This is a genomic window from Pseudomonas sp. PGPR40, from assembly GCF_022014505.1.
GTDB lineage: Bacteria > Pseudomonadota > Gammaproteobacteria > Pseudomonadales > Pseudomonadaceae > Aquipseudomonas.
Genome location: NZ_JAKLSP010000001.1, coordinates 342248 through 367996 on the forward strand (window position 1 = coordinate 342248; position 25749 = coordinate 367996).

The window sequence follows — 25749 nt, forward strand, 5'->3', positions numbered from 1 at the left end:
CCCCAAGCGCAGGCAGCTGAGAACCACTTCGGAGAGCGTGGGCCGCTCAGTCCTGACCTCAAAAGGCGTCAGGTCGAAAGGTACCGCGCCTTGAATGCCGCAAGCCCCAGAACATCAGAGGGAAAATGAGCAGGGGAAAACGAACAGCAGAAGCACGGAACCTTAGAGCAACTGTTTATGGAAATCAGCTTGACTGAGCGCCCCCAGAGTCAACAGCACTGCATTAACCCTGGGTTTACAGCAAGTCTATTTTCCCTGCTCTAATTGGCTCTTTTTTTCAAGTCTCAGCCGGCTGGATGCAGTCAATTTCTGAAGTCCCAGTTCTCTTGCCATTGCATGGAGTAATGCTTCCCCTGCTTTGCCCTTGGCACGAAGCTCTCGGGCGAGTGCTGCCAATTCATCACCACAGACTTCATCAACCGATCGAATACTCGCCTCATCTCCTGGACGCCGACATACAACGGCTGAGGAGTCAGTAATATGGCTCGGCCAGTAGAACTCCCCTATGTCCTCGCTAGTCTTACGGTGAGTGCTCTGCGCCATCAACGAGACCCTTTCTCGGATCTTGGAGCCCGTGCGCACCCAGCCATGGGCTCTCGCGATTCGCCGAGCAAGTATTACATCGAGAATAGGCCCTTCCTCATTGATCACGTGAGCGATGAGTGCGCTCAAAACACCTGAATAGCCTGGTTCAAAAAACGCATCTGGATCTACCCCTTGCATGCTGGAGGCGGGATCAGACTCTAGGTAGTAAATGACCTCACCCGGATAGAAATTCGATTGAGTGCCGCTCACAGTTTGAGGTAGCGAAGCAACTGCCGCGTAATGCTGACTCATTGGAGCGCTATTTTCGTCATTGGCGCTCTCGACCGTCATCGACTCTGCAACTGAACTTGTGACCTCTTCGATCACCTCGATCACTTCCACGACAGCAGCATTTGCCAACAGCTGAGCGGCCTCTTCACGAGCTTCATGCTCAGCCCGTTGAGCACGGCTTAAAGCAAGCAAAGCGGTCAGGCGTTCATGGATGAGATCAGCGGTGCCAACGGCGTTGATCCACCAATCCGTAGACCAGATGCGAAGAATCTCCCATCCAAGACCACGTAATACATGCTCACGCAGTTTGTCTCTATCGCGCGCGGTGGCGCTGCGATGGTAGGTCGCCCCATCACACTCTACACCGGCAAGATAACGACCTAGCGCATCAGGGTCGACCACTCCCAAATCAATTCTGAATGCTGAAACGCCGACTTGAGTATGCACTTGCCATCCACGGCTGGTGAGTGCACGGGCAACAGCTTCCTCGAAAGGGCTATCAAAGCCGCCAACGCTGCCGGTGACTGCTTCAGCCAATGCGCGAGGCCCTCGCTGGGCAAACTCGAGGAAGTGCTTCAGGTCACGTACCCCGATCGCTTGGGTTCGCGTTAGATCTATTTGCTCAGGTTGCAAGCTAGCGAAAACACATAGCTCGTGCCGGGCACGCGTGATTGCAACGTTTAATCGACGCTCGCCACCAATGCGGTTAATAGGGCCGAAATTCATTGCCAAGGCGCCTGTTGCATCATGGCCATAGGTGGTCGAGAAGTAAATGATGTCTCGCTCATCTCCCTGAACGCTCTCAAGGTTCTTCACGAACAGGGGCTCAAGCTCGGTGTCAGCAAAGTACGCCTCAAGTGAAGGCTCATTGCGGCGTGCTTCGTCCAACAAATCCTCAATGAGCTTTTGTTGCTCGCCGTTGAACGTGACCACCCCTATAGTCAACCTGCTTTCCCGGAAACCTGGCGAGCGCAGGCGAGCAACCACATCAGTGACGACTGCACGCGCCTCGATCAGGTTAGTCCTCGACCCGCCCTTGGAATAAACGCCTGCTATCTCGTGCAGTTTGACGGCACGATCGTTCGTCACAGGTGATGGGAACGTGACGAGCTTGGACTCGTAATAGCGTTGGTTTGAGAACGCAATCAAGCTTTCATGGCGACTGCGGTAGTGCCAATTCAGATGGCGAACTGGAAGGTTCGCGCTGATGCACTCATCCAGAATACTCTCAAGATCGGCTTCAACATCTTCATCATCGGCGGTTGATTCTGCGCGATCAAAGAATGACGTTGGAGGTAGCTGTTTGGGGTCACCGACCATCACAACTTGTTTACCTCGCGCCATGGCCCCAACTGCATCCCACACGGGGATTTGCGAGGCTTCGTCGAAAATGACGAGATCAAATGCACTCGCGCCAGGTGTGAGGTATTGGGCGATGGACAGCGGGCTCATCAGCATGCACGGCGTCAGTTTCGTCAACGCATCTGGAATCTTGGACATCAACTCCCGAAGTGGCAAATGACGAGTCTTCTTGCCCATTTCATACCGGAGCACCCCCCACTCTGAGGAGCGGCTGACCGTCTCCGGGTTAGGTAAGTCAGCGCATAGACGCGCCCGTAGCCAATCGCGGGTCAATGCGGTGAAGCGATCATCCAGGGCTCTGAAATCTCGAATTCGCTGCTCATGTTCCACGCTGACGAAACCACGAATGACAGGTTCGTTATCAACAACCGTGTTCAACCACCATCGAGCGTAATTGGTTTCAAAAGATAGGCGGACTTCGCCAGGGTTTACCAGATTGCCCTCCATCGCATGAATCAGGCTTGGGAGACTGGCGCCGATCGCCTCCTCCCGCACCTTGCGCCATGCACACCAGGCACGAACACCAGGTTCAGATCGAACGATGGCTTCGCAATGATGCAGTAGCGCATCGAGCGTCAGTTGCTGGATGTCCGACTGCCCTGATTCAGTGAAGCGCCCAGCTGTCGCCAGAGTATCCACGCGTTGACGAAGTGACTCAAAACACTGACGCAGTTCAGCACCCGATTGGCAAACCACACCTTCCGGTTCAAGCAGTGAATTGGCGTCGCCGAGCAGTACCTGTATCGCACTACGATAAGCAGATACAAGTTCAGGCGTTGTACCGAGCTGAGCAAGGGCAGACGCTAGTTTGCCGTGGAATGCGATCGCGTCCGAGACCTTGTCCACTTTGGTTTTGAGGCCCGCCCACAGCCCCGAGGTAACGGCACTCAGATCATCAAATTCCGAAAGCGCTTTTTCAACGAGACGTCGTTGCTGGAGCACTGCAAAATCTGCCTGCATGGTCTTGCCGCATTGGCCGGCTGCCACTGAGTCATGATCACCCTCAACTCCACCGTGCTCGCTCACTGGACGACGCTCGGTTTGAAAAGCGATAGCCGCGAACAAAGGTTCAGAATCGGTATTGAGCCCAGCCCACAATCCTTCTGTAAGGTCGCCCAAGTGAAGGGATGCAAGCTCCTGGTCAAGCAGGACAATGGAGCGCATATGAGCGAGGTCTGATTTCAGCTGCTCGCCACAATGCCCTTCAGCGACCACATCAAACCCGATATCTGTCCAAGGCTCGTCCGACGCCAAACACAACATTGCCTGACGTAGCTGAATTGCCGCCTTAAGGTGCTGCGCGATCGATAGTGCACCGTTCCAGATTTGGGCGCAGTAATTCCCCACCTCCAACGCGTCGAGTTTATCGCGCAGGTCACGGATTTGAATCCAGGCGTGCAGGTCTTTGGCCACATCAGGCTCTGCATCATCAGAGACGGCTGTTGAGAGGGTCTTTGTGACTTTGCGTGTTCCCAGCAATGACTTGGGCCAGAACGACCGCTCTGCGCTTTGCCAATCCCCGAGTAACTCACGCACATCAAGTGTTTCGATGATATCGGTGTAGGCCACAGAGAGTTCCTGCGTGACCTCAGCGATAAGCTCAAGCATTTCTATTGCTTGGCTCAACGTCTCAAACGTCTGTACTGGCCATGCGGGACTGAGTTGCGACATCAGTGCCCTGCGTCTCGCCAAAAGACTGAGGCCTTTTTCAGCAGCATTGACTGTCGAAATGGCCCACACCGGTGAGAGTTGCTGGCAGAGTGCACGATGCTTCTCTACAAGCGTGCTGCTTTCAGTCAGTCGCTGCGCAATCATGCGACCGTCTGGGCGCAGTGCGAACCGCCAATCATGACCCGCCGCTAACGGCAATGTCGACGAGAGGAGCGAAAGTCCGTTGCAAACTGAAGGCACTAGACTCGCGACAGGTAAACTCGTAGCAGCACTGAATTTCTCCGCGGCCCGGATTGCAGCTTGCGCGGCAGGTAGTACTTCTCGCGCAGCTTGAATCAGTTGTTGCTGCCATGAAGGCGACCACTCTCCCTGACCAACCAGGCTCAGTGGATGACTCGATAGCGCACCATATCCAATGGCCTGTGCATTCACTTCCAGACGATCAGACAACTCCCGCAATGCAGCCATATCCTCCCGAGTGTGAGCATGTGGCGATGACCAGGACATACTCATTGGAGTGATGGCTGCGCCGGCACAGACCACGCCGATCGCATGATAGATGCTGTACCCGTTCGTATAACGATGGTGCAGTCGTTCTACGTAAGTGTTCAGGCCCTCACGTAATGCCTGAAGACGATCAGCTTCGGCATGCCACGTCGCAGAATCCACAACCCCTTTCGCATCCCAGGCTGACTGCAACTGGGCCAAGATGTCGGTTTTGCGTGCTTTGCTGGAGTGGACTTCCAAGCAGAACTCACCCAAGCCGACTTCGCGCAAACGTCGGTAAACAACATCCAGTGCCGCGATTTTTTCAGAGACGAAAAGCACCCGTCGCCCCTGAGCCACCGATTGCGCAATGAGGTTGGCAATGGTCTGGCTTTTCCCGGTTCCGGGCGGGCCGATCAGGACGAAGTCTTTTCCTTTCGACGCCGCCATCACGGCTGACAGTTGCGAGGAGTCAGACGGCAGTGGGCAGAACACTTCGCGTGGGTTGAAGTCGATATCCAGACGTCGATCTTCGGGGAACGTAATGTCGGAAGGGAAGGCGTCTCGCGGAGTATCCAACAGGTGCCGAACGACCGGACTTTCACGAAGCGCTTCGGCATTCTCAGCGAGGTCTTTCCACATCAAGTATTTTGCGAAGGAGAACATGGACAGGACGACATCCTCCACGACTTCCCAGCCTGCGATGTCCTTAACCGCGCGGCCCACCGCTTTCCAGATAGCATCAATATCCAGGCCCGAATCGTCCCGAGGGAGCTCGGTCTCAAGCGACCCGAGATTCAATTCGAAATCTTGGCGAAGCATCTCGATGAGTGTCGGGTTGAACCTAGGTTCGTCGTCATGCAGCACCATCGAAAAACCAGAACGCGCACTTTTGCGTTCAAGCGTCACAGGGATCAAGACAAGCGGGGCCCGGTACTTCTGCCCTCCTCTGTCCGCTCGCTCCCAGCTGAGAAAGCCTAGGGCAAGGTAAAGAGTGTTGGAGCCACCCTCTTGCAAGGCAGTTCGTGCGCCACGGTAGAGTTCGATCAGCCGCGCTTCCATTTCAGTGCTGGAAAGACCGACAAACACCTCACGCCGCTTTAAGGCGTCCAAGGCGTGGAGACGACGAACATCTTCTCGCTCACGCAACTCGTACAGCGCCTGATCACGTGGATCAGCACCATCCATCAAGTCGGGACGCGTCAGCAATTTCAGCTTCTGACCGCTCGCCAGGATATCTTCCAGCGCCACAGGATCCGGCGACTCAAGCTTTAGCGACTTTTTCCCGGCCTTAAAATTGAGCAAGTTATTGCGAAGCGACAAGTCCAATAGCTTGCGTTGCCACCGTCCCAGGCGATCTTTTGGGTCGAGCAAACGCTCATCAACCTCGACCGTAACCGCCTCATCAGGCAGCGCCGGCGCAATACCGACTAACAGCTCCGAGCCACCGGAATGGGCATCGTCCGTCGGCAACGTAGAGAGCTGCGCGTCAGCACTGGCCAAAGGTTTAATACGTTGCAAACGCGCTCTTCGGACATCCAGCAGCAGGTGGAAGTTTTCATCCTGTCCTTCAGCAATCAGCTGCTCGCCACGATCAGTGGCATAAGTGAAAGACGGCACCGGATGCTGCGTCGCAAACGTCGTCTCGAACAGCATCAACTCCTTGAGCTTGATGCGCTTGCGCACGGCTGTGATGTCGTCGATGACGGTCGTAGAAAACTCTTCAGCTTTAAGCCAAACACCGGCAAAAGCATGTCCTTCGGTGAACACCAAGACAGGGTTTAGGCCGGCTTGTTCTATTGCTGCACAGAAGAACAATGAGAGATCGAAGCATGTTGCCAGACCATGTTCCGTGACGTGGCTAGGACTGCGTACTTTCTGCCCAGTTTGCTCAAAGCTGGCCGGAGGCAGAGCATAATCAAGCTTCATACGTGCGACAGCAGCCCAAATGGCCGATGTCAGCTCCCAAGCTCGTTTCGCTCCACCGATATACCCATCAAGGGCAGAGTTCTTTTCACTTTGACGCAAAACATCAGCCGCTTGCTTCAGCAGTCGCTCTACCGCGAGATCATTCGGCTGAACAAACGCTGCGGTCATATCAGGGAGATGGGAAAGGCCGCCCCAGTGATTGCGAGGCAGCAACTCCAATGCCAATTCCAGGCGAGCAATCTCAGCTCGACCCTCTTCAGCAGAAGCATCCGCTGCAGTCAACGTATAGGTAAGCGTGGCGTTCTCCGACTCAGTGAGTCGACCAAGCAATGCGCCATCCAGCACAAGGTCATGACCGGGGATGGGCATGAATGCATCCGGCATCAGCGCATCAATGCGCCAGGTTTTGGGTTTGAAAACTTCAGGATAGGCCGTCAGGGTCAATACCAAGTCGCTGTACTTGGTGGACGTTTCATTGACGACTCTCAGTTCCCGAATGACTGGAACTGCGTTTTGATAGTCCGCGAGATTTAGCTTTGCAACGACGGTACTGTGAATGCGTACAATTTTGACTTCTTCTACCTCAACATCAACCGTGATTTCTGCGGCCTCGTCCATGTGCTTCCCCTATCCCTGCCTATGGTGGCGCACATGAACGCGGAGCATGGTGAGTGGGCTCAACGCGGCAAGTAGCGCCGGAAATGATCCTCATCTTATAACGGGTTCCAAAGGTGAGTCCGCTGTATTTGCCTATGCAAAACCGGTTCACCAATACCGTCTATCTGTTAGACGTTTGTGACGAACTGTCGAGCATCCAGCGCTTTCACAGGTTGAAATCCGGCTGTCTTTTTGAAGGACGTGTTGTGAACAAAATTTTTCATGGAGTCGGAAGGGTCAATCGAGTCCATGTTCAATGATTCCAACGTGCGCCGGGACACCGCAACACTTAGAATGGGTAACTCTTCTATATGTCCGGTCGCCGAATTAAGGACGTCGTCGACCGCCGTTACGATCACAAGGTCATCAGGGAGCATCGACAAAAGCTCGCGACCTACTCTCAAAACGCAGCTACACACATAGTCCTGCAAAAGCTCGTTGTACTTCCCTGCCGGCATCTTCTTCGTTGAAAGCTTTCCGCTCTGTAGCAAAGACTTGATTTCGGCAGGGATAACCCGAACACCATGAACGCCAAGGTTCGCTTCCACGAGCCCCGTGTCCCCTATCGTGAATTTGATCGATGTGCCGAGATGAGAGATGTCTGTGAAAGGGTCGACTAACTTGATCGCTTCAAGCTTCGCCTTGCCTATCCCAGACAGCACACCTTGCGCGATGGTGTATTCCTGGTGCCAAGAGTCATGCTCGACTCGCCACTTCGCGACAGCCGCTTCATGCTCTTTGCCATCATGAAGTCGCCCCGTCTCGATGGCGATAGCCAAGTTTTTACGCTGACGCGTTTCGAGCTTGAACAAGCGTGCGAAAAAGCCAGGGGCATAGGTTTGCTCGAGAGATTTCGCATGCGCTTCCCGTGTGCCTGTGAAAGCAGGTTTTACTGGCTCAGCCCTCTCAACGAACGAATGCCAGTCAATCTCCTCACCACATTCTTTATGCACAGAAAGCAGAACATCGATCTGATTTTCATAGACTTCGACTTCGTAAGCCGCCTGCTCTAACGCTTCCATCTTGGCGTATTCTTTCTGGCGAGACTGAAGCTCACGTTGCCTACGCTGGGCGTTACGATCAGCTTTGCGTGAAGCAGCCTGCATCGAACGCAACGCTCCTTTCCAGCCCATATCTCATTCCTTCGAAGTATTGGCTGAGCGGTTTCAGACCACGAACAGCCTCGGATGATGATGGCAGCTTAGCACCAAGACTCGATTTGGAAAGGAGATGAACCTGGCGAATATGATGCAAGCTCGACTTGGTTGTGCATATAAGCGTCCGGCAATTCATCTGGTATGCGTCGATGTCGAACGATCCAGATGCGGCTCTGGCCATCGAAGCACTAGACATGGCTTACGAGTAGAGTGACAGGCCTGAACGTTGCCGTTTCGCTCGGGATGGGGCTTGCAGTACGGAAGTTGCCAGTTGCACCAATGATTATGGCGCTAGTTCATAAGCCAGAGCAGTGAGATAGACTTAAAACGCTGGAGGCTCCCAGCCATTGAAGTGTTTCAACGCGTCCAAGTCCCCGATCAGTTCCTTCGCTTTAGTCAACCGCTCCATAACGACTTTCCGTTCTTCATCGCCTAGCTTATGCGCGGATCTCTCAATGTCGTCAAAGAAAGCCTGAATGCTGTTTACCTTTGCCCAAGTTTGGATCACAGCCTCTAGCCGATCGCGGCTATCCTGGACAACCATGAGTTGACGTTTTTCTTCTTCTTTTCTTTGCCACTCAGCTACCTCCAATTGGTGTTTCTGCTTTTCGAGTTCCCTCCTCTTTCGCTTAACTTCGACTTTTTTGGCAAGCTCGGGGGCTTCGGCAATCAAGAGTTTTACGATGCTGGGTATTTTGCTGACCAAATCGCCAGGCTTGTCCTCGCTCCAGCGATGAATCCAATCTGCTCGGTAGTAGGGGGAATAAACCTGGAGGCATAGGCGACCGCTGGGCATGTCGGCACTCATTACCCACCCGTCACGATAGGGAGAGCGACGCTGGCTGGCTGGAAGTGAACTTAGCCGAACGTACTCCTTATCTACGTGCTTGACCTCTACGTACTCACTGATCTCGTAGATGGTCAAACCAAGAACTATGGTTCCGATGTAAACCACCGTAGGACGTTGCGGCTGCCAAAGTGAAGGGTGTATGTACCTCGTCGAGGCCTTTTCCCTATGGTCAACTGTCTCACGGTTCATATGCGTAGCAGGATCGCTCAGCGCTACTGCAAGGCCCTCTTTCATCAGAGCCAAGTACAACTGGTTTGCAAAGCCGACCGCATGGGCGATCCCGGTGCGGCTCACGATTAAATCCGCCATGGAACGTTTTGTGGGCCGTAAATATCCGTTCTCGTTTTCCCGAATCTTCTTAAAGTACTCTTCAATACTCAGTAAAAGTGGGTGCCTTCGAGGCAGTGCGCCGGAGTAGTAGACGTCTTTCGGCTCGCTTTCTGACGTACTTTTGGCAACGATCGGGAAACCTGAAGAGGCGCTCCATTTCGACTCCACGCAGTCAAATCGCCGGGCTGAGATTCAGGCAACAATGGACGAGCTTTACCTTTTCCCGCTGACACTTGAGCCCAATACCCCACCGGGGGACGAGGAATATTTAAGCTGGTAAAAACTCGCGCCAGGTAGCTCGAAGACACCCCATATCGTTCGCCGATTTTGGTCATCGGAATCGACCAAGCCTGATCGTAAAGTGACTCTCTTGTCACGACATCTTCGGACGAATCATCGGCTGAAATTTTAGCCTTTGGTGTGTTTTCCATAGCAGGCACTTGGTGATTGGTAGGTGATTGGATCATCCTAGCCCATGTGTTATGACTACGCGCCTGCCGACGTAGCGGGCTACGGACGTTCGCGAATTACTACCACACAGCCAGTGGAACTTGCCTTGATTCAACCGGCGAGCAGCCAGCCAGATCCCGAAGCCGTCATGCATCAGAACTTTCATTCGAGTGGCGCGGCGGTTGGCGAACAGATAAGCACAGTGCGGCTTCGCCGCACCAAACACCGCGATCACTCTGGCAAACGCCGTCTCGGTACCGGCGCGCATGTAGGCTCGATGGCGAGCCAGATGGAATCGATGCGAATCATCGCAGCTGGTCTCGAAGAAAGGTCGCGCAGGCAGCAGCACTTTCGGTTGGGCTGCAACCGAAGCCATCAATCGTCTGTTTCGAGCGGGCTTCAAGTACAGCAAGGCCGAAGTTCTGCTGATGGATCTGCGGCAGCCTGGCGAATTTACTGACGATCTATTTGCGCATTCGCAGCCTGCGATGGCGGACAAGGTGATGAGTGTTCTGGATGAGATCAACAGCCGATGGGAAAAGGAGTTGTCCGATTAACCAGTGTGCCAGCCGCGCCTGGTTGGGCCATGCGCCGAGATCTGATGAGTCAGAGCTACACGACGAAGGTAGATCAGTTGTGGACGGTTAAGACTAAATAGCAGGCCAGCACTAGCTGACGGCATTCTACGGTAGCGGGTCATCGTTACCGGCTGCTTGGAGTTCCGTACAGCCGAGCCGGGATTGACTGCCTGAATTATTCGTCTTCCGCTGAGAGTGGTGAATTGAGGTCAACATCGACCTGACCGACTAGCGCAATGATGCGATCGACCAGACGCGTATCTACGGGCTGAATGAGCTCCGGATGCACATTCATGTCAGCAGCCAGTAGGTTGAGAGTTCGAGATACGGAGAGATGAGCGGCCATCGGTTCAGCAAGCGCCCACGCGGTCTCGCTCTGAACGCGGTTCGCAGACGTGAAGTTGGGGATAAGAGGATCATTCATGACCAAACCTTATCTGCAGTTCGACGTTGCAGCAACTGCGGGACTGTCCTGCCCATTTTGCTGACAACATGTTGCTCCGATGGCTAGACAGTAAAGAATTATGGCTCAGCAATAATTATGGCTGAGCCATAATTTGGAATAATCCCGTTTTTCCGCTTCCCCACCGCTGGTGAAACTCGAATCACCTGCAGTACACCGTCCAAAGCTGGTCGACCTACGTCGGGATGTGCCTCTATGGTGACAAAATAAGCCGGGAGGCCAAGATCTTGAAAAGCTCTGCAAGCATTCGCGCATCTAGCAACGCATGGTGTGGCGGATCAGACAGCTCTACCTGTTCGAGAGCTTCCGCATTCACCTGATTGAAAAAGCTTGTAAGGTTGGTCGGTTCATTCACAACCTGGGCAGGCCAGGGTTGATGATCTGCACAAACGAGATCACGGAAAAACTCCCAATCCCAATGTGGCGCATCTGAACACACCTCAAGCTCCTCGTCGAAGCAGCCTAGAAACTTTCGAAGCGAGGCTCGAGCTTCGACAAGCGACTGACCATATCGCAGAGGATCGAGTTGCGGGAGAACGTTCTGGATGACGAAATCACTACAGTCCTCGACCGAATAGGTATCCGTCAGCTCAACATAGAATTCTTCGCCTGACTCCGATACCAACGCTAGGGAGATCAGCTTCGAGTCCTGATTGAGCTGAGTAAATTCGCAATCTAGGAATATCTTCAACGCCCTATCCTTTTCAACGATTGTTAGCTTACCTGTCATCGGAGCCCGTGTACGTCCCACTATTTACAGTACCGATGGATTTTCGAGGAGCCTGACTACCAGGTCGGCCGAGTAAGATGAGGCGCTGCATTGGTGATTGGACGTGTGGTCTGTCAGTCGCCCCCCCAGGGATCGAAATTGTCCCCATACCAACTCCGGGCTAAGAATGTACTCGCTGAGTAGCACTGCCTGACGCTCCGCAATGTTTAAAGGTGCCACCGATCGCGGGCACCAACATTGAAGTCGTCCCTTCGCGCCAGCGCCTAAAAAACCAGCCAACAACAAGCGATATAGTGTGCGCATGATAGCCTCCGCTCAGTTATCACTGTTCCGAGAATCTGCTTTGAACACACCAAACGCACATGCCGATTTCAACACCCTGATCCACGCCCCGAAATTTTCCGATGACCCCATTGGGCACCGTCAGAAAAAGCGGTGGGAGCTCATCGCTGGGGACATTTACAGAAGCGCGTCCATGGAGGCCCTGCTGGAGGCGCGAGGAAAAGCTGAGGGTTACATCCATGGCCTTGTGGACGCTGGGCATTTGTCGCCGAGAGACATCGACCGCGACTATCTCATTTTGAGCATCGTCCAACGGCGGCGTGATTTTTTGCAGAAATTGCTGAACGAGTACCGTTACTAAGCCAAGGCCAGCGGTGAACCGTCCGATGGCAAAACCAGCGTCACAGGATAAAGCCAGTTTGAAGCGCTTCGCAGGGGTAACTCGGAGCGCTTCTGATGAAAACCGTAAGCCGGCTAGCAAGCGATTTTTCATAGGTCTGACGGAGCTCGAGCAATCAACTTGTCCTGAATCGACTCCCACTCCTCCATTGAAACGAGCACCGCAGTCCCGCGTTCTCCATCAACGAAAACTGGTTTGCGGGTCGTGATCACCTGGTCGAACAACTCGTCGAAATAGATTAATGCCTGAACAAGTGACCATCTTGCATCCGCCATGCGCCAGCCCCTATCTCGAGACATCAAAGTGGATTTCTAACCACGATTTAGAAACGGTCGGCGGAAGCAAGAAGCTTGAGAAAGCTAGCTCTGCCGAGGCCTCGCCTGAAGCTAGCAATGACGTAATTACCATTTTGAGTTTCGAGCAGCCAAAAACGGCTTTCTTTTCTCGCTGACTGAATTTTACCTGTGAGGAGAATGGAACCATCCGCTCTGTGGTAAGCATCGTCATGCTTCGAATGGTCGAAGCACACCCCGAAGCATGTGTCATCTGCGATCATCGCGTCGCTGATAAAAGCTGTGATGGGTACGCTGTATTTTCGAAGACTTGCTCGCACCAAGCGCCTCATTTGAAAGTCGCTTACATCCTTACTATGAAACTCCAGTTCGATTACTTCAGCCATCCGGCCAATGCTCCAAAAAATGACTCAATATGTATGTGCGGCGGTCACTGCTTAGCCGGCTTTCATTGAGAAAGCCGCACCAATGCTAGCTTCTTTTCTCAGTCCTGGCCCAAGCAGGAGATAGACAGTTTTTTTGGTTTCAAACATGTAAGGGCTGGAAGATATGCCGAAATTACTGCGCACCCACATGGAAGGCTGGAAGCGACTTTGGCTGTCGAGGACAATTTCGTGGGCGAAAAGCGTCGCGGGAAGTAGACCAAGCCCGGTTAACTTTTCTTTCTCATCCGAGTTAACCGTGAGATCGATCAAAATCCATTGCCGTACTACGCAAAATGCTCTTCCCGGAAACGCTTTTGCGGCCAATGCGATCAGCTCATCCTGGGTGCCTTGCCAGCCAGGCATCTCCTCCCCTGCGCCGTAAAGCAGACATGAGATTTCTTCCAACGTAACCATCAAAAATCCTCCATCCCGTTGAGCGCGGCCAGCCACACAAGCGTGTCCTTGACCAATCACTGTCAATCAAAGCTCGATCAATAAATCAGGATCAAAACCGGTGTCCTGGCCTGGGTACCCACGCGGATTTGAAACCACGCGGCATCCACATTTGGTGAAGTTCGCTGCTACATGGGTATGCCCATAGATCCAAAGATCAGCCATCCCCAGGAGCTCGGCCCAGTCGTTCGCATAGGCAGCCGCCAAGTGGCCGGCATGGTCTTCAGAGAGATAGTCCGCCGTTGGCGCGTGATGGGTGATCACCACGGTTTTGCCGTCAAAGGTCGTTCCTAATTCCTGAGCCAACCAGATGTAGGCTGTCCTTGATTTGGCGATTAAATCAGCAGGCCGTAAGCGTCGATAACTCACGTCAGTTCTGATCACGCGGAAGTCAGCCATCCACTCCCAGGCAGTACGGGTTGCGGCCTCAACATCTCCCGTCGAGCTGTAATCCGTCCACCCCGTGGTAACCAGAAAACGTGTCTGACCCAAAATCAGTACCTCATTTTCCAGCACGTGCACGTGCGGTAGTGCTGCTTCTTTCATCTTGCGTAACGTGTGATCTATGTGGCCACCGTAGTACTCGTGGTTGCCACAAACATAGATCACCGGGCACTGGAATGTGTCGTTTGCCCAGTTCACGCCGCGAGATTTGATATCAATGTCACCAGCGAGAATGACTACGTCCGCGTCGGTTTGGGCCGGTTCGAATTGAGCGAAACCGAGGTGCAGATCTGAGTAGATTTGAAACTTCATAGCATGTTCGCCTCGGACTATTCCGGAATTTTAGGCATCAGTACTGTGGGATATTCCGGAACCATTGATGCGTTACGCTTGGGGTCTTCGTAGATGGTTTTCACTTCCGTGAGCAAACTCGTGTCGCTCGTGCCATCAGTAGACGTGCTGTAAACCGCTCCACACTCGACTTTGTGAAGCAATACATACTCGCCGCTATGGTCGTATCCAGCGGTCAACTCGATCAAAGTCTCCATACGATCCAAAGAAGTGGCGTTCATCCAGGGCGGTGTTATGACCTGTACGACCTCTACCGAACTGGTTTTGCTATCCGCGAGAATTTCGACCAAAACAGAGGCGCTAGTCGATATCAATTTCTCAATGCGGTGCCCTGATCCTTCGCAGATCCGGCGAACGACTTGATACCAAGGATCCATCGATTGCCGCTCAAGCATTCGCCAAGCCGATCGCCCGTGTCCAAAAAGCCCAGGAAAACGAAATGAGTAAGACTCATCTGAGATAAACATTTTAGATACTCGTCTGTGGTACGCACGTGCGGCAACCCACTTGAATTTTCGCTTCCATGCCCATTTAGTGATCAGCTCGCTGCTTCCATGACCGACAGAAATTCCTACGTTTGCTGGATTAGATCGCGTCAATACATCGAATACGTTTACGATCCTTCGGACTCGATTGGGTCAATGCGAGGTTCCATAGGACGCCTGGACGCAGATCCAACGGCAGCTCACCAGGCTTTCAATCGGCTGCGTCCAGAATAATAACATCAATCGACGTTTATCTAAACACTTCGAGTGTGGCCCTATCCTCGCTTTTTAGGGACGATCATGTCGCTCAAGAAAGAGATTGCCGCAACGATCCGGGTAGTCCGGTCGGTGCGCGGGCTGGCATACGAAGACTTGGCGCCTGTCACCGCGCGCACGAACATCAGTGCGCTCGAACGCGGAAAGATCAACATCACCGTAGATAAATTGAGCGAGCTATCCACATTTCTGAAGCTTGACCCTGTAGCCCTTCTTGCCATCAGCATCTCCCTAAGCAATGGAGAACCCCCCGAAGCGGCTTTGGAGCGAGCCCGTGTCGAGTTGGAGAGTTTCCGATCAGAAGGAGGTTTGGATCTTCTTGCAACGCAGATCGTTGACGACACGCTTGTGCAGCGCTCACGAGGGAAGCCGGAAGGCTCCAAAAATGCTCAGGCTATTAAGGAGCTCAAGGCGGCAGGATTTAGCCGAAAAGACGTCATGGAAAAGCTCGGGCTTTCCAGGTCTACGGTATATGGGCATTGGAAGGCTTAGAAAGAAACCTACCCGCATACCCCTTTTCCCGGGGTATGCCACGGGCCGCAGCATGCCAAGCATATCAAGCCTAGGTTTTGCACGAAAAGCGATGTCGCAAATAGCGCATGGCACCAGCTAATGAAACTATCGCGACAAAGCGTTTCGCGAGCTTGTCGAAGCGGGTGACGATTCGATAGCTCTTCTTAAATCACCCAAACAACTCGATCGCGACTCGCAATGACGAACCCCGAGGCGCACTTGGGTCGCTCGCGAGATTAGTTTGCAGATATGCATATCTAGAGTGGATTGGTGATCCGCAGCCAAATTTCTGATACGGGCCCATTTTAGAGATCGCGACGCAAACCAGGAGCATTTCAATCAGTTGTCGCAATCATTGAGCTCAAGGATTTAAGTCCTCGTACAATGTAGTTACCACTCGCTCGTTAATGGTTGCTGGTTCGCATGCCCCACTTCCCGTATGCCTTCACCATCGATACCAACTTTTTGCAGTTCGCGGTGGGCGTGGTTGTAGTTGAGGAACCCGAATATTCTAGCTGCAATGTTTAATGCTTCGCAATGACTAACGTTTTGCTCTCGCTTTATCACTCTTGCTTTACTCTTGATACCATTGATGGTGAAAGCAGGGCTAGAGATGGAGTATTTAGTCATATCGTGGCCTCTCTAAAAAAATATCGTCGGTTAGGATTGCGGTGCACGGGTACAAAAAATAGTCGGTTTTCTCTCCAATAGTGCATTGACGCGCTGTACTGCCAATTCGACTATGTCGTTCACGACATCTGACGCGATCTCATTCGGCTTGCAGATTCGACAGAGTACGTTTTGTGGCCAGTCATAAATACAATGAATCACAAACGACTCAAGCATCTTAAAATCCAGTAGATTCAAGCGCGACACTCTACTTCTAGCAATCAATTTAGACGAAGGTAAAAACGCTTCGTTTGCATCCTTGTCATTTATGTTTTCATTAAGCGCTGGCATGAAGCACTTACTTGCCTTGAGGTTATGAGATCGAAGTAGCTTTATTGTATCCAAGGGGGGCAAACGTTTATCGGTAACACACCAAATCCCATGCTTAACAAAAATAAGATCATCTATGGTTTCTGTTACTGTCGCATCGTAACCGAGTGCATAGTGGAGAATGCGACCAGTTACACTGTCAATAGCAAAAAATACAAAGCAGCTTTTCCGCCTTCCTGTCTGGATGTCGAGAACCTGAAATTTTGGTGTAAAACAACACGATGATATATAGCGAAGTTTACGATCTGTTTTTAACACTCTAGCCCACCTTTAAGCATGCTCACAGATAAATCTATCGTACTAAATAGTTTTAGCATGGACTTTGCTTGAGATGCTCCAACGCTCCTATTAAGGTTTACCCAAATCAGCTCAGGAGATGTAGGTAGAAAATGGCAATGAGCAATACGTGCTCGCTCAGCTTCCGCATCGTTGATCCAATCTAACATGAGACCAATGAGGTAAAATGACCGCCCCCGCGCGGCGGATGTCGAGCGACGAACGGTATGATAAAAATCCATTATATTGTTAAATCTATTTATACGCCCCTCATCAAACCCCTGAACAGTAATATCCTTCGTGTCGTCGAAGCAAAACCTCAAGCTAGGCAAAAATGTTATGCGCATTAAGGTTGTTACGAATGACAACATATCATGGCGTACATCAGAGTCCTTACATTCTTTCAATAGCTTCTGTAGACGCTTTTGCACACGCAAGCCTAGAGCCAGCACATGTCGATTTTCCTCGTCGATGCGCTCTTGTCGAAGCTGCTCTCTATGCTGCTCCCAGTGTTGTTGAAACAATTTTCGACCGAAATCTATTCGCTCAAACAAAAGGTCGTTTCCATCTCGAAGTAAACTGCAGTGGCGTATGCAGTAAGGTTGCAACAGATATCTCCAACACTTTAAATATATAGGGAATCCTGTAGCAGCTATCGCCTCTTCCATGCACCTATAGCAATAGCCACGTCTGTAAGCGACGGGGATTATTGGGGCATCAGGGGCCGCGAACACACGCTTTAACCAACTCTCTGATAAAGCATATGCCTTAACGAAAGCTTGGACTTCCTCACCACCCAAGCAAAAATCTAAATCGTCACAAGGTTTGTGGGTGAAAGAACCGGAAGGTTGATAAGGCGTTTTTAACGCGTCAAGCTTCTCATCTCGCTCGTACTCCCAATGAGTAGTCAGCTTATCGTAGAATTTCGAGCTGCTCAGTGCGTATAAGACAGGTAGGGGTAACAGTTCTCGCACACGAAACATCCATGAAGACAGTGCCTCACCTGGGTATGGTTTAGGAATAACAGATTTGGAGTAGCTCAAGCTCATAGTCTTTCAACGCCCATTTGTCGCGATCAGGTACGATAACCCCGGCGCTGCCCAGAAGGTTTTCTACATAGCAGATACGCAATGCTGTTTGAACTAGATGGAGTCGCATTCCGCAATCGACTACTGTCTGCCCCCAGTTTGACGGAGTCGGAATTTTCATGTTTACTTGTTGATTACAGACCTCCCATTCACGAATAGCCATACTATTTAAATCATTAAAATCTAGGTTATCCGCAAGATTGTAGACCTGCCAGTTGGTTAGGCAATGCTTATGGAAATTACGCACAAGTCGAGTATTGCGCGTGGAAAAAATCACAGATAGTGCATGTGCTCCTTTCCCGATCACCTGAAAAAACTCGAATACCTCCGTTAAATCTCGCTCCCGCTCGATATAAATATCCAGATCATCAATGACTAAAGTCTGCCGCCCCGTAGCTGAAGCAAAGATTGGAAGGTAAGCAGGTATGACGCCTGCTTTTCTAGTTCCTTCTAAGTGAAAATCTTCGCAGATATGATCGACAATGTTAGTTTCGCCCACGAAAACATTACCACTGAGCAGCAAAACTTGAGCGGAATGACACTTCACGACGTGCGATAGCAAAGTCGATATCCCGCATCCTGGCTCTCCCGTAATCATTGTAATCGCGCCCTTTATCCTAGATTGAACAATGGACTGAAGCTGGTTGTATATCGCGCGATAAGAAGGCGTCATATATTGGAAGCCACTTTCGGCTTCCAATACCAATCGCCCCATCTGAAGTGCGTGGCGTTTGTTTATGCCCACAGTTTCTGCACGTCCACTTCGTCTAACCCCTGGAGACCGTAGCCAAGATCGCTCATGATTTCCTCAATATTCATGATATGGTCGAGTGTGATTCTCTCTGTGCCGTCAGCGATTGCAGCCCAAGCGGCTGCCTGCAACATCTTTACGATGTTGTCAGTGATTCCCAGCGCCTTCTCCATGATAGTTAGCAAAAGCCTTTGATCGCGATAGTCCGTAGGTTTTTTCAGCGGCAGGCGGTGAATATAGCTGAATACAAAATTTCTAAAAGAGTCTCCATTTATCCATGATTCCAACTGATGTACTGAATAGCGGCGCGCTAATTGCGGGTCTTCTCGTAAATGGCGTGCGGCATCGGGGACGCCAAACGCGAATACAGACAAACCATAAGTCTCTCCCGATAGGTTTTTCATCAGAGAAAGGTTTACGCGTCTTTGAAATGGTGACAGAGTGAAAGCGTCATGCACCTCATCGATCACAATAGCCTTGATGTTCTGTGATTTGATAATGTATTGAAGTTCTGGTGTGATCTTCCTGCTTTGACGCGCACGACGAGACACGTCAAGTCCCATTTTGTCGAAAATCAGCTCTTTGAGATTGTAGCTATCAGCATTCTGGTGCATGGTGACGAAGATAATCTTCTGTGAAGACATGGCGTTGCGACGCTGTAATGCGGCGATTGCACTCGTTTTCCCGAGACCTCCAGCTCCTAAACAAAGCAAACATGGAGCAACAGTCTTACCCTTCATTGACATCATTAGATCAATTTTTTTAAACAGGCGTTCTGCCGAAGGATGAGGCACCCAAAAATCAGTCTGGCACGCCTCTGCCCTTTCAGGATCAGAAAGACCGAATAAATGATGACGACTTGAATGCACGTGTTGATACTGATCTGCTTTTATTTGTTCAGCTTGCCCTACAGTTATTTGTTCGTACTGACTCACAGTTACTCATCCTATTTACATTTGTATTAATTTTGCTCTACTCGGTTACGCTATGATAAGGTTATTGAAATCCGAGCGAGACCGCGAAACCCAGTAAGATTTCGGAAAAATAGTTAGCGTTCGCAAATATTAGTAATCACTCAAAATTAAAGTGATAGCCTATGCCAGAACAATTATTTGTTACCAACCTAAATCGATTAATAAATCATAGGAGCTTGATCATAGTTAATCTCCTTCGTTGTATACCAATCCTCCCGTATAACAAACGAATCAGAATTTTGTGCACGAGTGGCTTTGCTCGTGATACGTTTATTATTTTTATTGTGACGTGTTGCAGTGCGATTTGGAATTGATCGAGTACCAAGGTGTTCTGCCTGGTCAATCAACGTGTTTACTTCTGACTCTTTAGGTATAACAGTAGTGCCCTTGGAGTTTTTTTTGTAATCTTTGACTGCTGCCGCTTCACGTGCTTTGTCCTTTTTGCTTTTGGCAGTTAGTCGAGCCTCCTCATTCTCAATATCTTGAGCTAACGCAATTGAAGCCGTTCCGTCCTTAGTTAGTGTTCCATCCCTTTCGCCCTTCTGCTGGCGCTGCGCACGATAGATTTCATAGTTAGAACTCCGTTTGAACGGATTTCGATGACACGGAATTTTTACATACTTGCCGTCACTATCAAGGTCAACCAAGATGGAGCTGACATCATAGGGGTCATATTTGACCAACACGGAATCTCGAATTTTCTGTTGTAAAATTGGAGCATAATAAAACCGGTTGTGCATTTCTATTCCACCATTTCGAATCACCTTCATTTTCTCTGGATAGAGTACGTATCTAAAGTTTTCATGCCTCGCCTCCTCAATTTGCTTTGGTGGCGTGTGCTGGGCGTAGTATTTTTTCCATTTATCAGCCGGACTCATCCTAATACCGCTGTGCTTGCGCTCATGATAAGAGTGAATCGCACATACCATAAACTTTCGAAGGCCGGGTAGGGTAAATACGGCTTTTCCCTCGCTATCTTCATCCCCCCGTTGCAAAGTATTGGAATAGGTCGTACCCCTTAAAAAATGCACTTTCGAAGTCATCATCGTTCCGATCAGGCGCTCGATGTGTCCACCTTGGTGTTTCTTGCCTACATCACGATGCTCCATGGTTACGCCAAAAGTTTTTAGATTCACCTTGACTAAATCGGAGCGAAACTCTGCTGCATTGTCGGCATGGATCACACTTGGAACGCCATGCATCGGCCATAGTCTTGGATCCAGCCCTAATGAGGCAAGGAAGCCAGCTTTTGGGAGCACGCAATTTTCGATGAGCATCGCTACTGATATTGCACTCGGTGGTAGCAAGGTCAGATAAAACCCCAAGACCACTCTTGTATGAATACAGATTGCTAAGCTAATCCAAGGACGCCCTAGAATAATGGTACGGTCATCCTCATCGACCACTATCAGATCCATACGTGTATGGTCGATCTGTACCCACTCGAGCGGGCGGGTCGTATCTTTGTACCCAGGACGGGCTTCGTAGATATCATCCGCAGTAGCTTTGCCAAGCTTCATCTTGGCCAAAACTCGTTTCCCTAATGCTTGAAGCCTTTTGCGTACCAAATGATAACTAGGCCGTGGAAGCATTTGTCCATCTGCAAGAGTGCAGACCTGCTCCCAAACTTTCTCGATAGTTGCTGCTTTCCCCGTATAGTGCAGGAGGCTCTCGATGATGATTGCCTCCATATTGGGTTCAAACACTGGCAAACTCGCTTTAGGGCCTGGTTTCTTTGCTACAACGACTCCCAGATCCCCCTTGTTCGCCTGTACTCGCCTCGCTATCTTATAAAAACCAGATAGCGTAATTCCAAGTGCTTCTGCCGCAGTGAAAGCATCCATCTGTTTAGTTAGGTATGCTTCCACCGTCGGGATTCGTTCGGATCCAACAAGCTGTCTCTCTATATCTTTTTGCGAGCTATTTACATTAAGGAGCGTATTGTCTTGCTCCAATCCAATTTTTTTGGATTTGCCAGTCTCGTTCCTTCTAAATTTTTTTGCCACTTACATTACTGCCTCTTAACGAAAGCTTCCGGATACAAACTTCGATAGTAGATGGCTGGCTTTAACTATCACTTCATGTTTTTAAAGAGCGGTGTTACCAACAGCCCAGCTAGTCTTACTTCCTGAAACTGCGAGGTCAACAATGTTAAAATGACATCACTTTGCACTTTTCATTATCGAATATTACACCCAAAACAATTACGAATATTGCCGGAAACAATATACATAAATTGCAGCCATTGATTTATAACAACTTTTTTTACTCAGCTGCAGCTTTACCATCGTCAACAATTAGAGTATATTGACGATCGCACACCATTCCATAGAGCTTATTATTACTAGAACTAATCTAGATTCTTCTTTTCTATGAATTCATATCATGTGAAATTGCAAAATATTTTGATTTTTAGTTTGCTGGAGCTGTTTTTTTTGCGCATTGAGGGAGGAGCCTTTCCACTATGCGTCGGACAAGGTGCGTGCGGGAAATGAGGACAAAAACCTACTGGTTTTTTGAGATAACGTGGACAAAAACCGATTTTTTGTGTCCGCAATAGAGTTTGATAACTTAAATACCTATTAAAAACAATGATTTAGGATTTTGTCCGCAATTCGCAACGCTCACACCCGATCCGGTTAACGATCTATATCTACGGCTATCTCAACCGCATCAAGGCCGGCGCAGCGAACTACAGGGCATCGAAGGATTCTATAGATCTCAGAAATCACCTGCATCGTTGCGTCTTCGATCGTTCCTTCATTACGGCATAAAACCCAGCCATGATCTGCAATCGCTCGCTCGAACGCCTTGGTACACGCGACATGTTCTTCCAGCTTATGGATTACAGTACTGCTCAGCCCACGCCGTCGTGCCGCAGCCCTCGCCCATGAAATTTCAGGGGCGGTGACAACCCCCACATGCAGGTCTGGCACTCGCACGTTTCGATCCATATTCAACTGTAGAATCTCTGCAAACGGGACTATCCGGCGAAACGCGGCATCAGACGGATACCAGCGATCGATCAAGATGATGCTGCCTGGTGGCTGTTTAGCCAGCACGTGCTGGGAAATCCAGGTACGGCTATCAGCAAAGCGCTCACAAACCTCCAACTCCAAATCCCGGGTGGGATTTCTGACGAGTTTGTTCACGAGGGTCATTGTTTTACCCCTATAGGGATCGCTTTTTTTCTCGCAAAGTCGGATCACCTTTTTGTTGTCTGCCCTCAGGGCTTTCGTAACGGCCTCCAACAGTGTGGTTTTGCCGGCTCCCTTGGGCCCATCTAGAGAAACAAACAGCGGACGATTCATTCTTCACATAACGATTGATATACGGTTTTTTTTGCCCTGTTTGTTCGCTGGAACCGCTTGGCGCGACTACGCGAATCGAGTGGAGGGCCCTTATGAACAGACATTGATGAACACTCTAACCTGATTGCTGGCTAACGGGTCTCAAAATCCAGGGTTACAGCCGCTTATGAACATCGGTGCCATTTGGTACAAGTCCAGACCTGAAATGGAAAACTCAATAAGCGCCCGGAAGTCAAAACGCTCGTGGACTGGATCAAGGAAGAAGCGCACGAATCGTGAATACCAGAATTCCATTGTGCACCCCCCTTGTCAGCCTCCCGACCGCTGCGTTCTCGCCAGCATCAGCAACAGCATGCAGACCAGCAGGGCCGCTACCAGGTTGTAGAACATTCCCGCCACGAAGGCCGAGGCGTATTGGTCTGCTTGCGCTACCTCGCCATCACCTGCGACAAGCGCCGTGCTGAACAGGATGCCCACCACGGCCACGCCCAGCGCCGCGCCGACCTGCTGGACAGTCGAGATCACGCCCGACGCCATGCCCGCCTGGGCTTCATCGACAAAGCCCAGCACCAGGTTCAGCAGTGGCGTCATGATCAAGCCTTGGCCGGCACCCACCACGATCAACACGGGAATCAGCCGCGTGGGCACCAGTTCTGCGCCAGCCATCCGAACCTGCGCAATCAGCAGCCCGATCGAGACGGCGTAAACCAATGCACCCGCGACGATGGCGCGCGTTCCCCGTCGCGCCACCAGCCTCGGCGCGGCCAGCGATGCTAGAACGAATCCCACGCTGCATGGCGCGAAAATGCTGCCCGCCACGAAGGGATCAAGCCCCAGCCCGGTCTGCACCAACAAGGCGAAGCACAGGAAGAATGAACTGGACGTGGAATAGACCAGCAGTACCAGTAATGCGCCCAGCGCGAAGCAGCGCTGGGCCAGCAGTCGCATGTCCACCAGCGGCAATCCACCGGTCGCCCTTCGCCGCTCCTGCTGCCGATGGAACAGAGCCAGCAGCACCACTGCCACTCCCAACGACCATAGACTCCAGGATGGCCAGCCTTGAGCCGGCCCCTCGATCAGCGGTATCAGCAGGAGCGCCAACCCGGCGCTGACCAGCGTCACGCCCGTCCAATCCAGGGCCGGACGCTGCGGCGCGCGGGATTCTGGAATGCACCGCGCGGCGGCAATGGCGAACAGGCCGATGGGCACGTTGATGAGAAAGATGCTGCGCCAGCCCAGCCCGAACAGATCGGCGTGAACCAGCCATCCGCCCAGCACCTGGCCTGCTATGGCGGCCAGGCCCAGCGTCATGCCCAGTAGGCCAAAGGCACGGCGGCTGTCGTCGCCATCGAAATTGACGCGAATGGATGCATAGACCTGCGGGAACAGCAATGCGGCCGCCAGCCCCTGCAGTACCCGCGTACCGATCAGAAAGCCGGCACTGGGCGCCAGCCCGCATAGCGCCGAGGCCAGCGTGAATCCGGCCATGCCGACCACGAACATGCGGCGGCGCCCAAACAGGTCGCCCAACCTCCCCCCGGTAATCAGCAGGACGCCAAACGCCAGCTCGTAGCCGGCCACGATAAAGCCAATCTGCGCGAAGCTGGCGCCCAATCCTGCTTGCATGCTGGGGATGGCCACATTGACCACGAACAGGTCGAAGATCGTAACGAAGCCCGCCAACAGCAGCACGGACAGGCCGAGCCAGGGCGGGCCATTGACGGCGCGCGCAGGCAGTACCGAAGAGTAGGAATTTGAGTTCATGTCGCGTATCCAGGGTAAAGACGCGATCATTCTCAAATCCTTTTTAAACAATTACAATTTAACTATTTATGCTATTACTGAAAGCAATGAGATAAATGATGCGAACCTTGGAACGAACGCGCTCCGATCTGGCCGCCTTCCTGCTGGCGCATCGCCAGCGTTTGTCGCCCGCCGACGTGGGCCTGCCCAGCGGTGGCCGCCGACGCACGCCAGGGCTTCGGCGCGAGGAAGTCGCGGCACTCGCCGGCGTCGGGCTGACCTGGTACACATGGCTGGAACAGGGGCGCGACATAGGTGTGTCGGCCACCTTTCTGGACAACCTGGCGCGAGTGCTGAAACTGGATGCCGCCGAGCGGCGGCACCTGTTTCTATTAGCCCACGAACGGCCGCCCGCCGAACCGGGCAAGACATGGTGCGTGCTGCCGCCGCTGGTACGGCGCCTGATGCACGACCTGCCGCATCCGGCCTTTGTGCTCAACCTGCGCTGGGATGTGCTGGGCTTCAATGCGCCCGCCGATCAGCTTTTTGCTTTTGGTTCGCACGCGCCCGAGCGGCGCAATCTGCTCTGGCTGCTGTTTACCGATCCCGTGCTGCGCGAGCGCGTGGACGCCTGGGATGAACAGGCGCCGTTGATGCTGTCGAGTTTCCGCCGCGATTTCGCCCGCGCCACGCAAGAAGCCGACATTCATGAACTGGTGGATGAGCTGGAACGGATTTCGCCGGAGTTCAAGACGTGGTGGCGCAAGCACGACGTTTACGCCCCCTGTAATGGCGTACGCAAGCTGATGATCGACGGCAAGGCCGAGCCGTTCGAGCACACCTCGCTGACCATCGACGAAGACCGGCACTTGCGGCTGGTGGTCTATGCCAGGTCGCAAGATCAAACGGCGCAGAAGCATTGATTGAAGCCGTATCGGCTGCTTGATAGGCAACCGCTCGGCCTTGCGGGCGAGCCACGACCAGGAAACGTTGAACGGTGTCGTCCGTAATGACGGGATTTGATAAGTTTCTGTCGCTCGATCCTCCCAGTGCAGGATGGTCGGGAAGATCAAGATGTCTTGATCTGAGCGCTGAGCCTGGGCGATGGCATCCTCAAAATTTTCAGCCAAACCGCCATGCGCACGAAACGGGATTTGGCGCTCGTGGCGTTGTAAATGATCTTCGTAATGTTACGACCAGAGCCGC

The 25749-nt window shown here is 51.8% G+C and carries 20 protein-coding genes and 2 pseudogenes; 4 read left to right on the forward strand and 18 right to left on the reverse strand.

What is annotated here, in order from left to right:
• Nucleotides 1-246: 246 nt before the first annotated feature.
• The 4 genes from MEB48_RS01525 to tnpB form a co-directional block, all read right to left on the reverse strand.
• Nucleotides 247-6882 (reverse strand): DUF3320 domain-containing protein, encoded by a 6636-nt coding sequence (locus MEB48_RS01525; protein ID WP_237881199.1) that lies wholly within the window; start codon nt 6880-6882, stop codon nt 247-249.
• Nucleotides 6883-7049: 167 nt separating this feature from the next.
• Nucleotides 7050-8054: a hypothetical protein gene (locus MEB48_RS01530; protein WP_237881201.1), complete on the reverse strand. Its 1005-nt coding sequence runs from the start codon at nt 8052-8054 to the stop codon at nt 7050-7052.
• 346 nt (nt 8055-8400) lie between these two features.
• Nucleotides 8401-9426 carry a hypothetical protein gene (locus MEB48_RS01535; protein WP_237881203.1) on the reverse strand — a complete coding sequence of 342 codons (1026 nt, stop codon included), beginning with the start codon at nt 9424-9426 and terminating at the stop codon, nt 8401-8403.
• A 295-nt stretch (nt 9427-9721) separates the two neighbouring features.
• Nucleotides 9722-10084 carry an IS66 family insertion sequence element accessory protein TnpB gene (gene tnpB, locus MEB48_RS01540; protein WP_269137347.1) on the reverse strand — a complete coding sequence of 121 codons (363 nt, stop codon included), beginning with the start codon at nt 10082-10084 and terminating at the stop codon, nt 9722-9724.
• Here tnpB and MEB48_RS01545 point away from each other — a divergent pair.
• A pseudogene (locus tag MEB48_RS01545) lies at nt 10068-10366 on the forward strand (DUF4113 domain-containing protein); the annotation flags it as partial. The gene tnpB and the pseudogene MEB48_RS01545 overlap by 17 nt on opposite strands.
• Nucleotides 10367-10461: 95 nt before the next feature.
• Here the strand turns inward: MEB48_RS01545 and MEB48_RS01550 are convergent.
• Nucleotides 10462-10710: a type II toxin-antitoxin system PrlF family antitoxin gene (locus MEB48_RS01550; protein WP_237881205.1), complete on the reverse strand. Its 249-nt coding sequence runs from the start codon at nt 10708-10710 to the stop codon at nt 10462-10464.
• A 232-nt stretch (nt 10711-10942) separates the two neighbouring features.
• Nucleotides 10943-11440, reverse strand: a complete 498-nt coding sequence (locus MEB48_RS01555) for a 3'-5' exoribonuclease domain-containing protein (RefSeq protein ID WP_237881207.1) — start codon at nt 11438-11440, stop codon at nt 10943-10945.
• A 340-nt stretch (nt 11441-11780) separates the two neighbouring features.
• Between MEB48_RS01555 and MEB48_RS01560 the strand changes: the two genes are divergently transcribed.
• On the forward strand, nt 11781-12122 hold the full coding sequence (locus MEB48_RS01560) for a hypothetical protein (protein ID WP_237881209.1): 342 nt from the start codon (nt 11781-11783) through the stop codon (nt 12120-12122).
• Between the two features lie 361 nt (nt 12123-12483).
• On the opposite strand, the gene MEB48_RS01565 is transcribed toward MEB48_RS01560, so the two are convergent.
• The 4 genes from MEB48_RS01565 to MEB48_RS01580 all read right to left on the reverse strand — a co-directional run bounded on the left by MEB48_RS01565 (nt 12484) and on the right by MEB48_RS01580 (nt 14594).
• Nucleotides 12484-12840, reverse strand: a complete 357-nt coding sequence (locus MEB48_RS01565) for a hypothetical protein (RefSeq protein ID WP_237881211.1) — start codon at nt 12838-12840, stop codon at nt 12484-12486.
• Nucleotides 12841-12891: 51 nt separating this feature from the next.
• Nucleotides 12892-13293: a DUF6957 family protein gene (locus MEB48_RS01570; RefSeq protein WP_237881213.1), complete on the reverse strand. Its 402-nt coding sequence runs from the start codon at nt 13291-13293 to the stop codon at nt 12892-12894.
• 66 nt (nt 13294-13359) lie between these two features.
• Nucleotides 13360-14088, reverse strand: coding sequence for a metallophosphoesterase family protein (locus MEB48_RS01575; RefSeq protein WP_237881215.1), 729 nt, complete (start codon nt 14086-14088; stop codon nt 13360-13362).
• Nucleotides 14089-14105: 17 nt separating this feature from the next.
• Nucleotides 14106-14594 carry a hypothetical protein gene (locus MEB48_RS01580; protein WP_237881217.1) on the reverse strand — a complete coding sequence of 163 codons (489 nt, stop codon included), beginning with the start codon at nt 14592-14594 and terminating at the stop codon, nt 14106-14108.
• Nucleotides 14595-14912: 318 nt separating this feature from the next.
• Here MEB48_RS01580 and MEB48_RS01585 point away from each other — a divergent pair, with 318 nt between their 5' ends.
• The gene (locus MEB48_RS01585) at nt 14913-15380 is read left to right on the forward strand and encodes a helix-turn-helix domain-containing protein (protein WP_237881219.1); all 468 of its coding nucleotides are present in this window, start codon (nt 14913-14915) and stop codon (nt 15378-15380) included.
• 411 nt (nt 15381-15791) lie between these two features.
• Here the strand turns inward: MEB48_RS01585 and MEB48_RS01590 are convergent, their stop codons facing one another.
• The 7 genes from MEB48_RS01590 to MEB48_RS01620 form a co-directional block, all read right to left on the reverse strand.
• Complete coding sequence (locus tag MEB48_RS01590) at nt 15792-16031, reverse strand: hypothetical protein (protein WP_237881221.1); 240 nt, start codon at nt 16029-16031, stop codon at nt 15792-15794.
• Between the two features lie 30 nt (nt 16032-16061).
• The gene (locus MEB48_RS01595) at nt 16062-16658 is read right to left on the reverse strand and encodes a hypothetical protein (RefSeq protein WP_237881222.1); all 597 of its coding nucleotides are present in this window, start codon (nt 16656-16658) and stop codon (nt 16062-16064) included.
• Between the two features lie 1032 nt (nt 16659-17690).
• Entirely contained in the window at nt 17691-18509 is an 819-nt protein-coding gene (locus tag MEB48_RS01600) for a hypothetical protein (RefSeq protein WP_237881323.1), read from the reverse strand.
• Nucleotides 18500-19450 carry a TniB family NTP-binding protein gene (locus MEB48_RS01605; protein ID WP_237881224.1) on the reverse strand — a complete coding sequence of 317 codons (951 nt, stop codon included), beginning with the start codon at nt 19448-19450 and terminating at the stop codon, nt 18500-18502. The genes MEB48_RS01600 and MEB48_RS01605 overlap by 10 nt, the downstream gene beginning before the upstream one ends.
• Before the next feature lie 197 nt (nt 19451-19647).
• Nucleotides 19648-21495: a Mu transposase C-terminal domain-containing protein gene (locus MEB48_RS29205; RefSeq protein ID WP_237881226.1), complete on the reverse strand. Its 1848-nt coding sequence runs from the start codon at nt 21493-21495 to the stop codon at nt 19648-19650.
• A gap of 633 nt (nt 21496-22128) precedes the next feature.
• A complete protein-coding gene (locus tag MEB48_RS01615) occupies nt 22129-22800 on the reverse strand; it encodes a dTMP kinase (RefSeq protein WP_237881228.1) in 672 nt (223 codons plus the stop codon).
• Nucleotides 22801-23109: 309 nt separating this feature from the next.
• Entirely contained in the window at nt 23110-24594 is a 1485-nt protein-coding gene (locus MEB48_RS01620; protein WP_237881230.1) for an MFS transporter, read from the reverse strand.
• Nucleotides 24595-24662: 68 nt separating this feature from the next.
• Here MEB48_RS01620 and MEB48_RS01625 point away from each other — a divergent pair, with 68 nt between their 5' ends.
• Nucleotides 24663-25466, forward strand: coding sequence for a helix-turn-helix transcriptional regulator (locus MEB48_RS01625; RefSeq protein ID WP_237881320.1), 804 nt, complete (start codon nt 24663-24665; stop codon nt 25464-25466).
• A 150-nt stretch (nt 25467-25616) separates the two neighbouring features.
• Here the strand turns inward: MEB48_RS01625 and MEB48_RS29210 are convergent.
• A pseudogene (locus MEB48_RS29210) lies at nt 25617-25673 on the reverse strand (DUF4823 domain-containing protein); the annotation flags it as partial.
• Between the last annotated feature and the right edge of the window lie 76 nt (nt 25674-25749).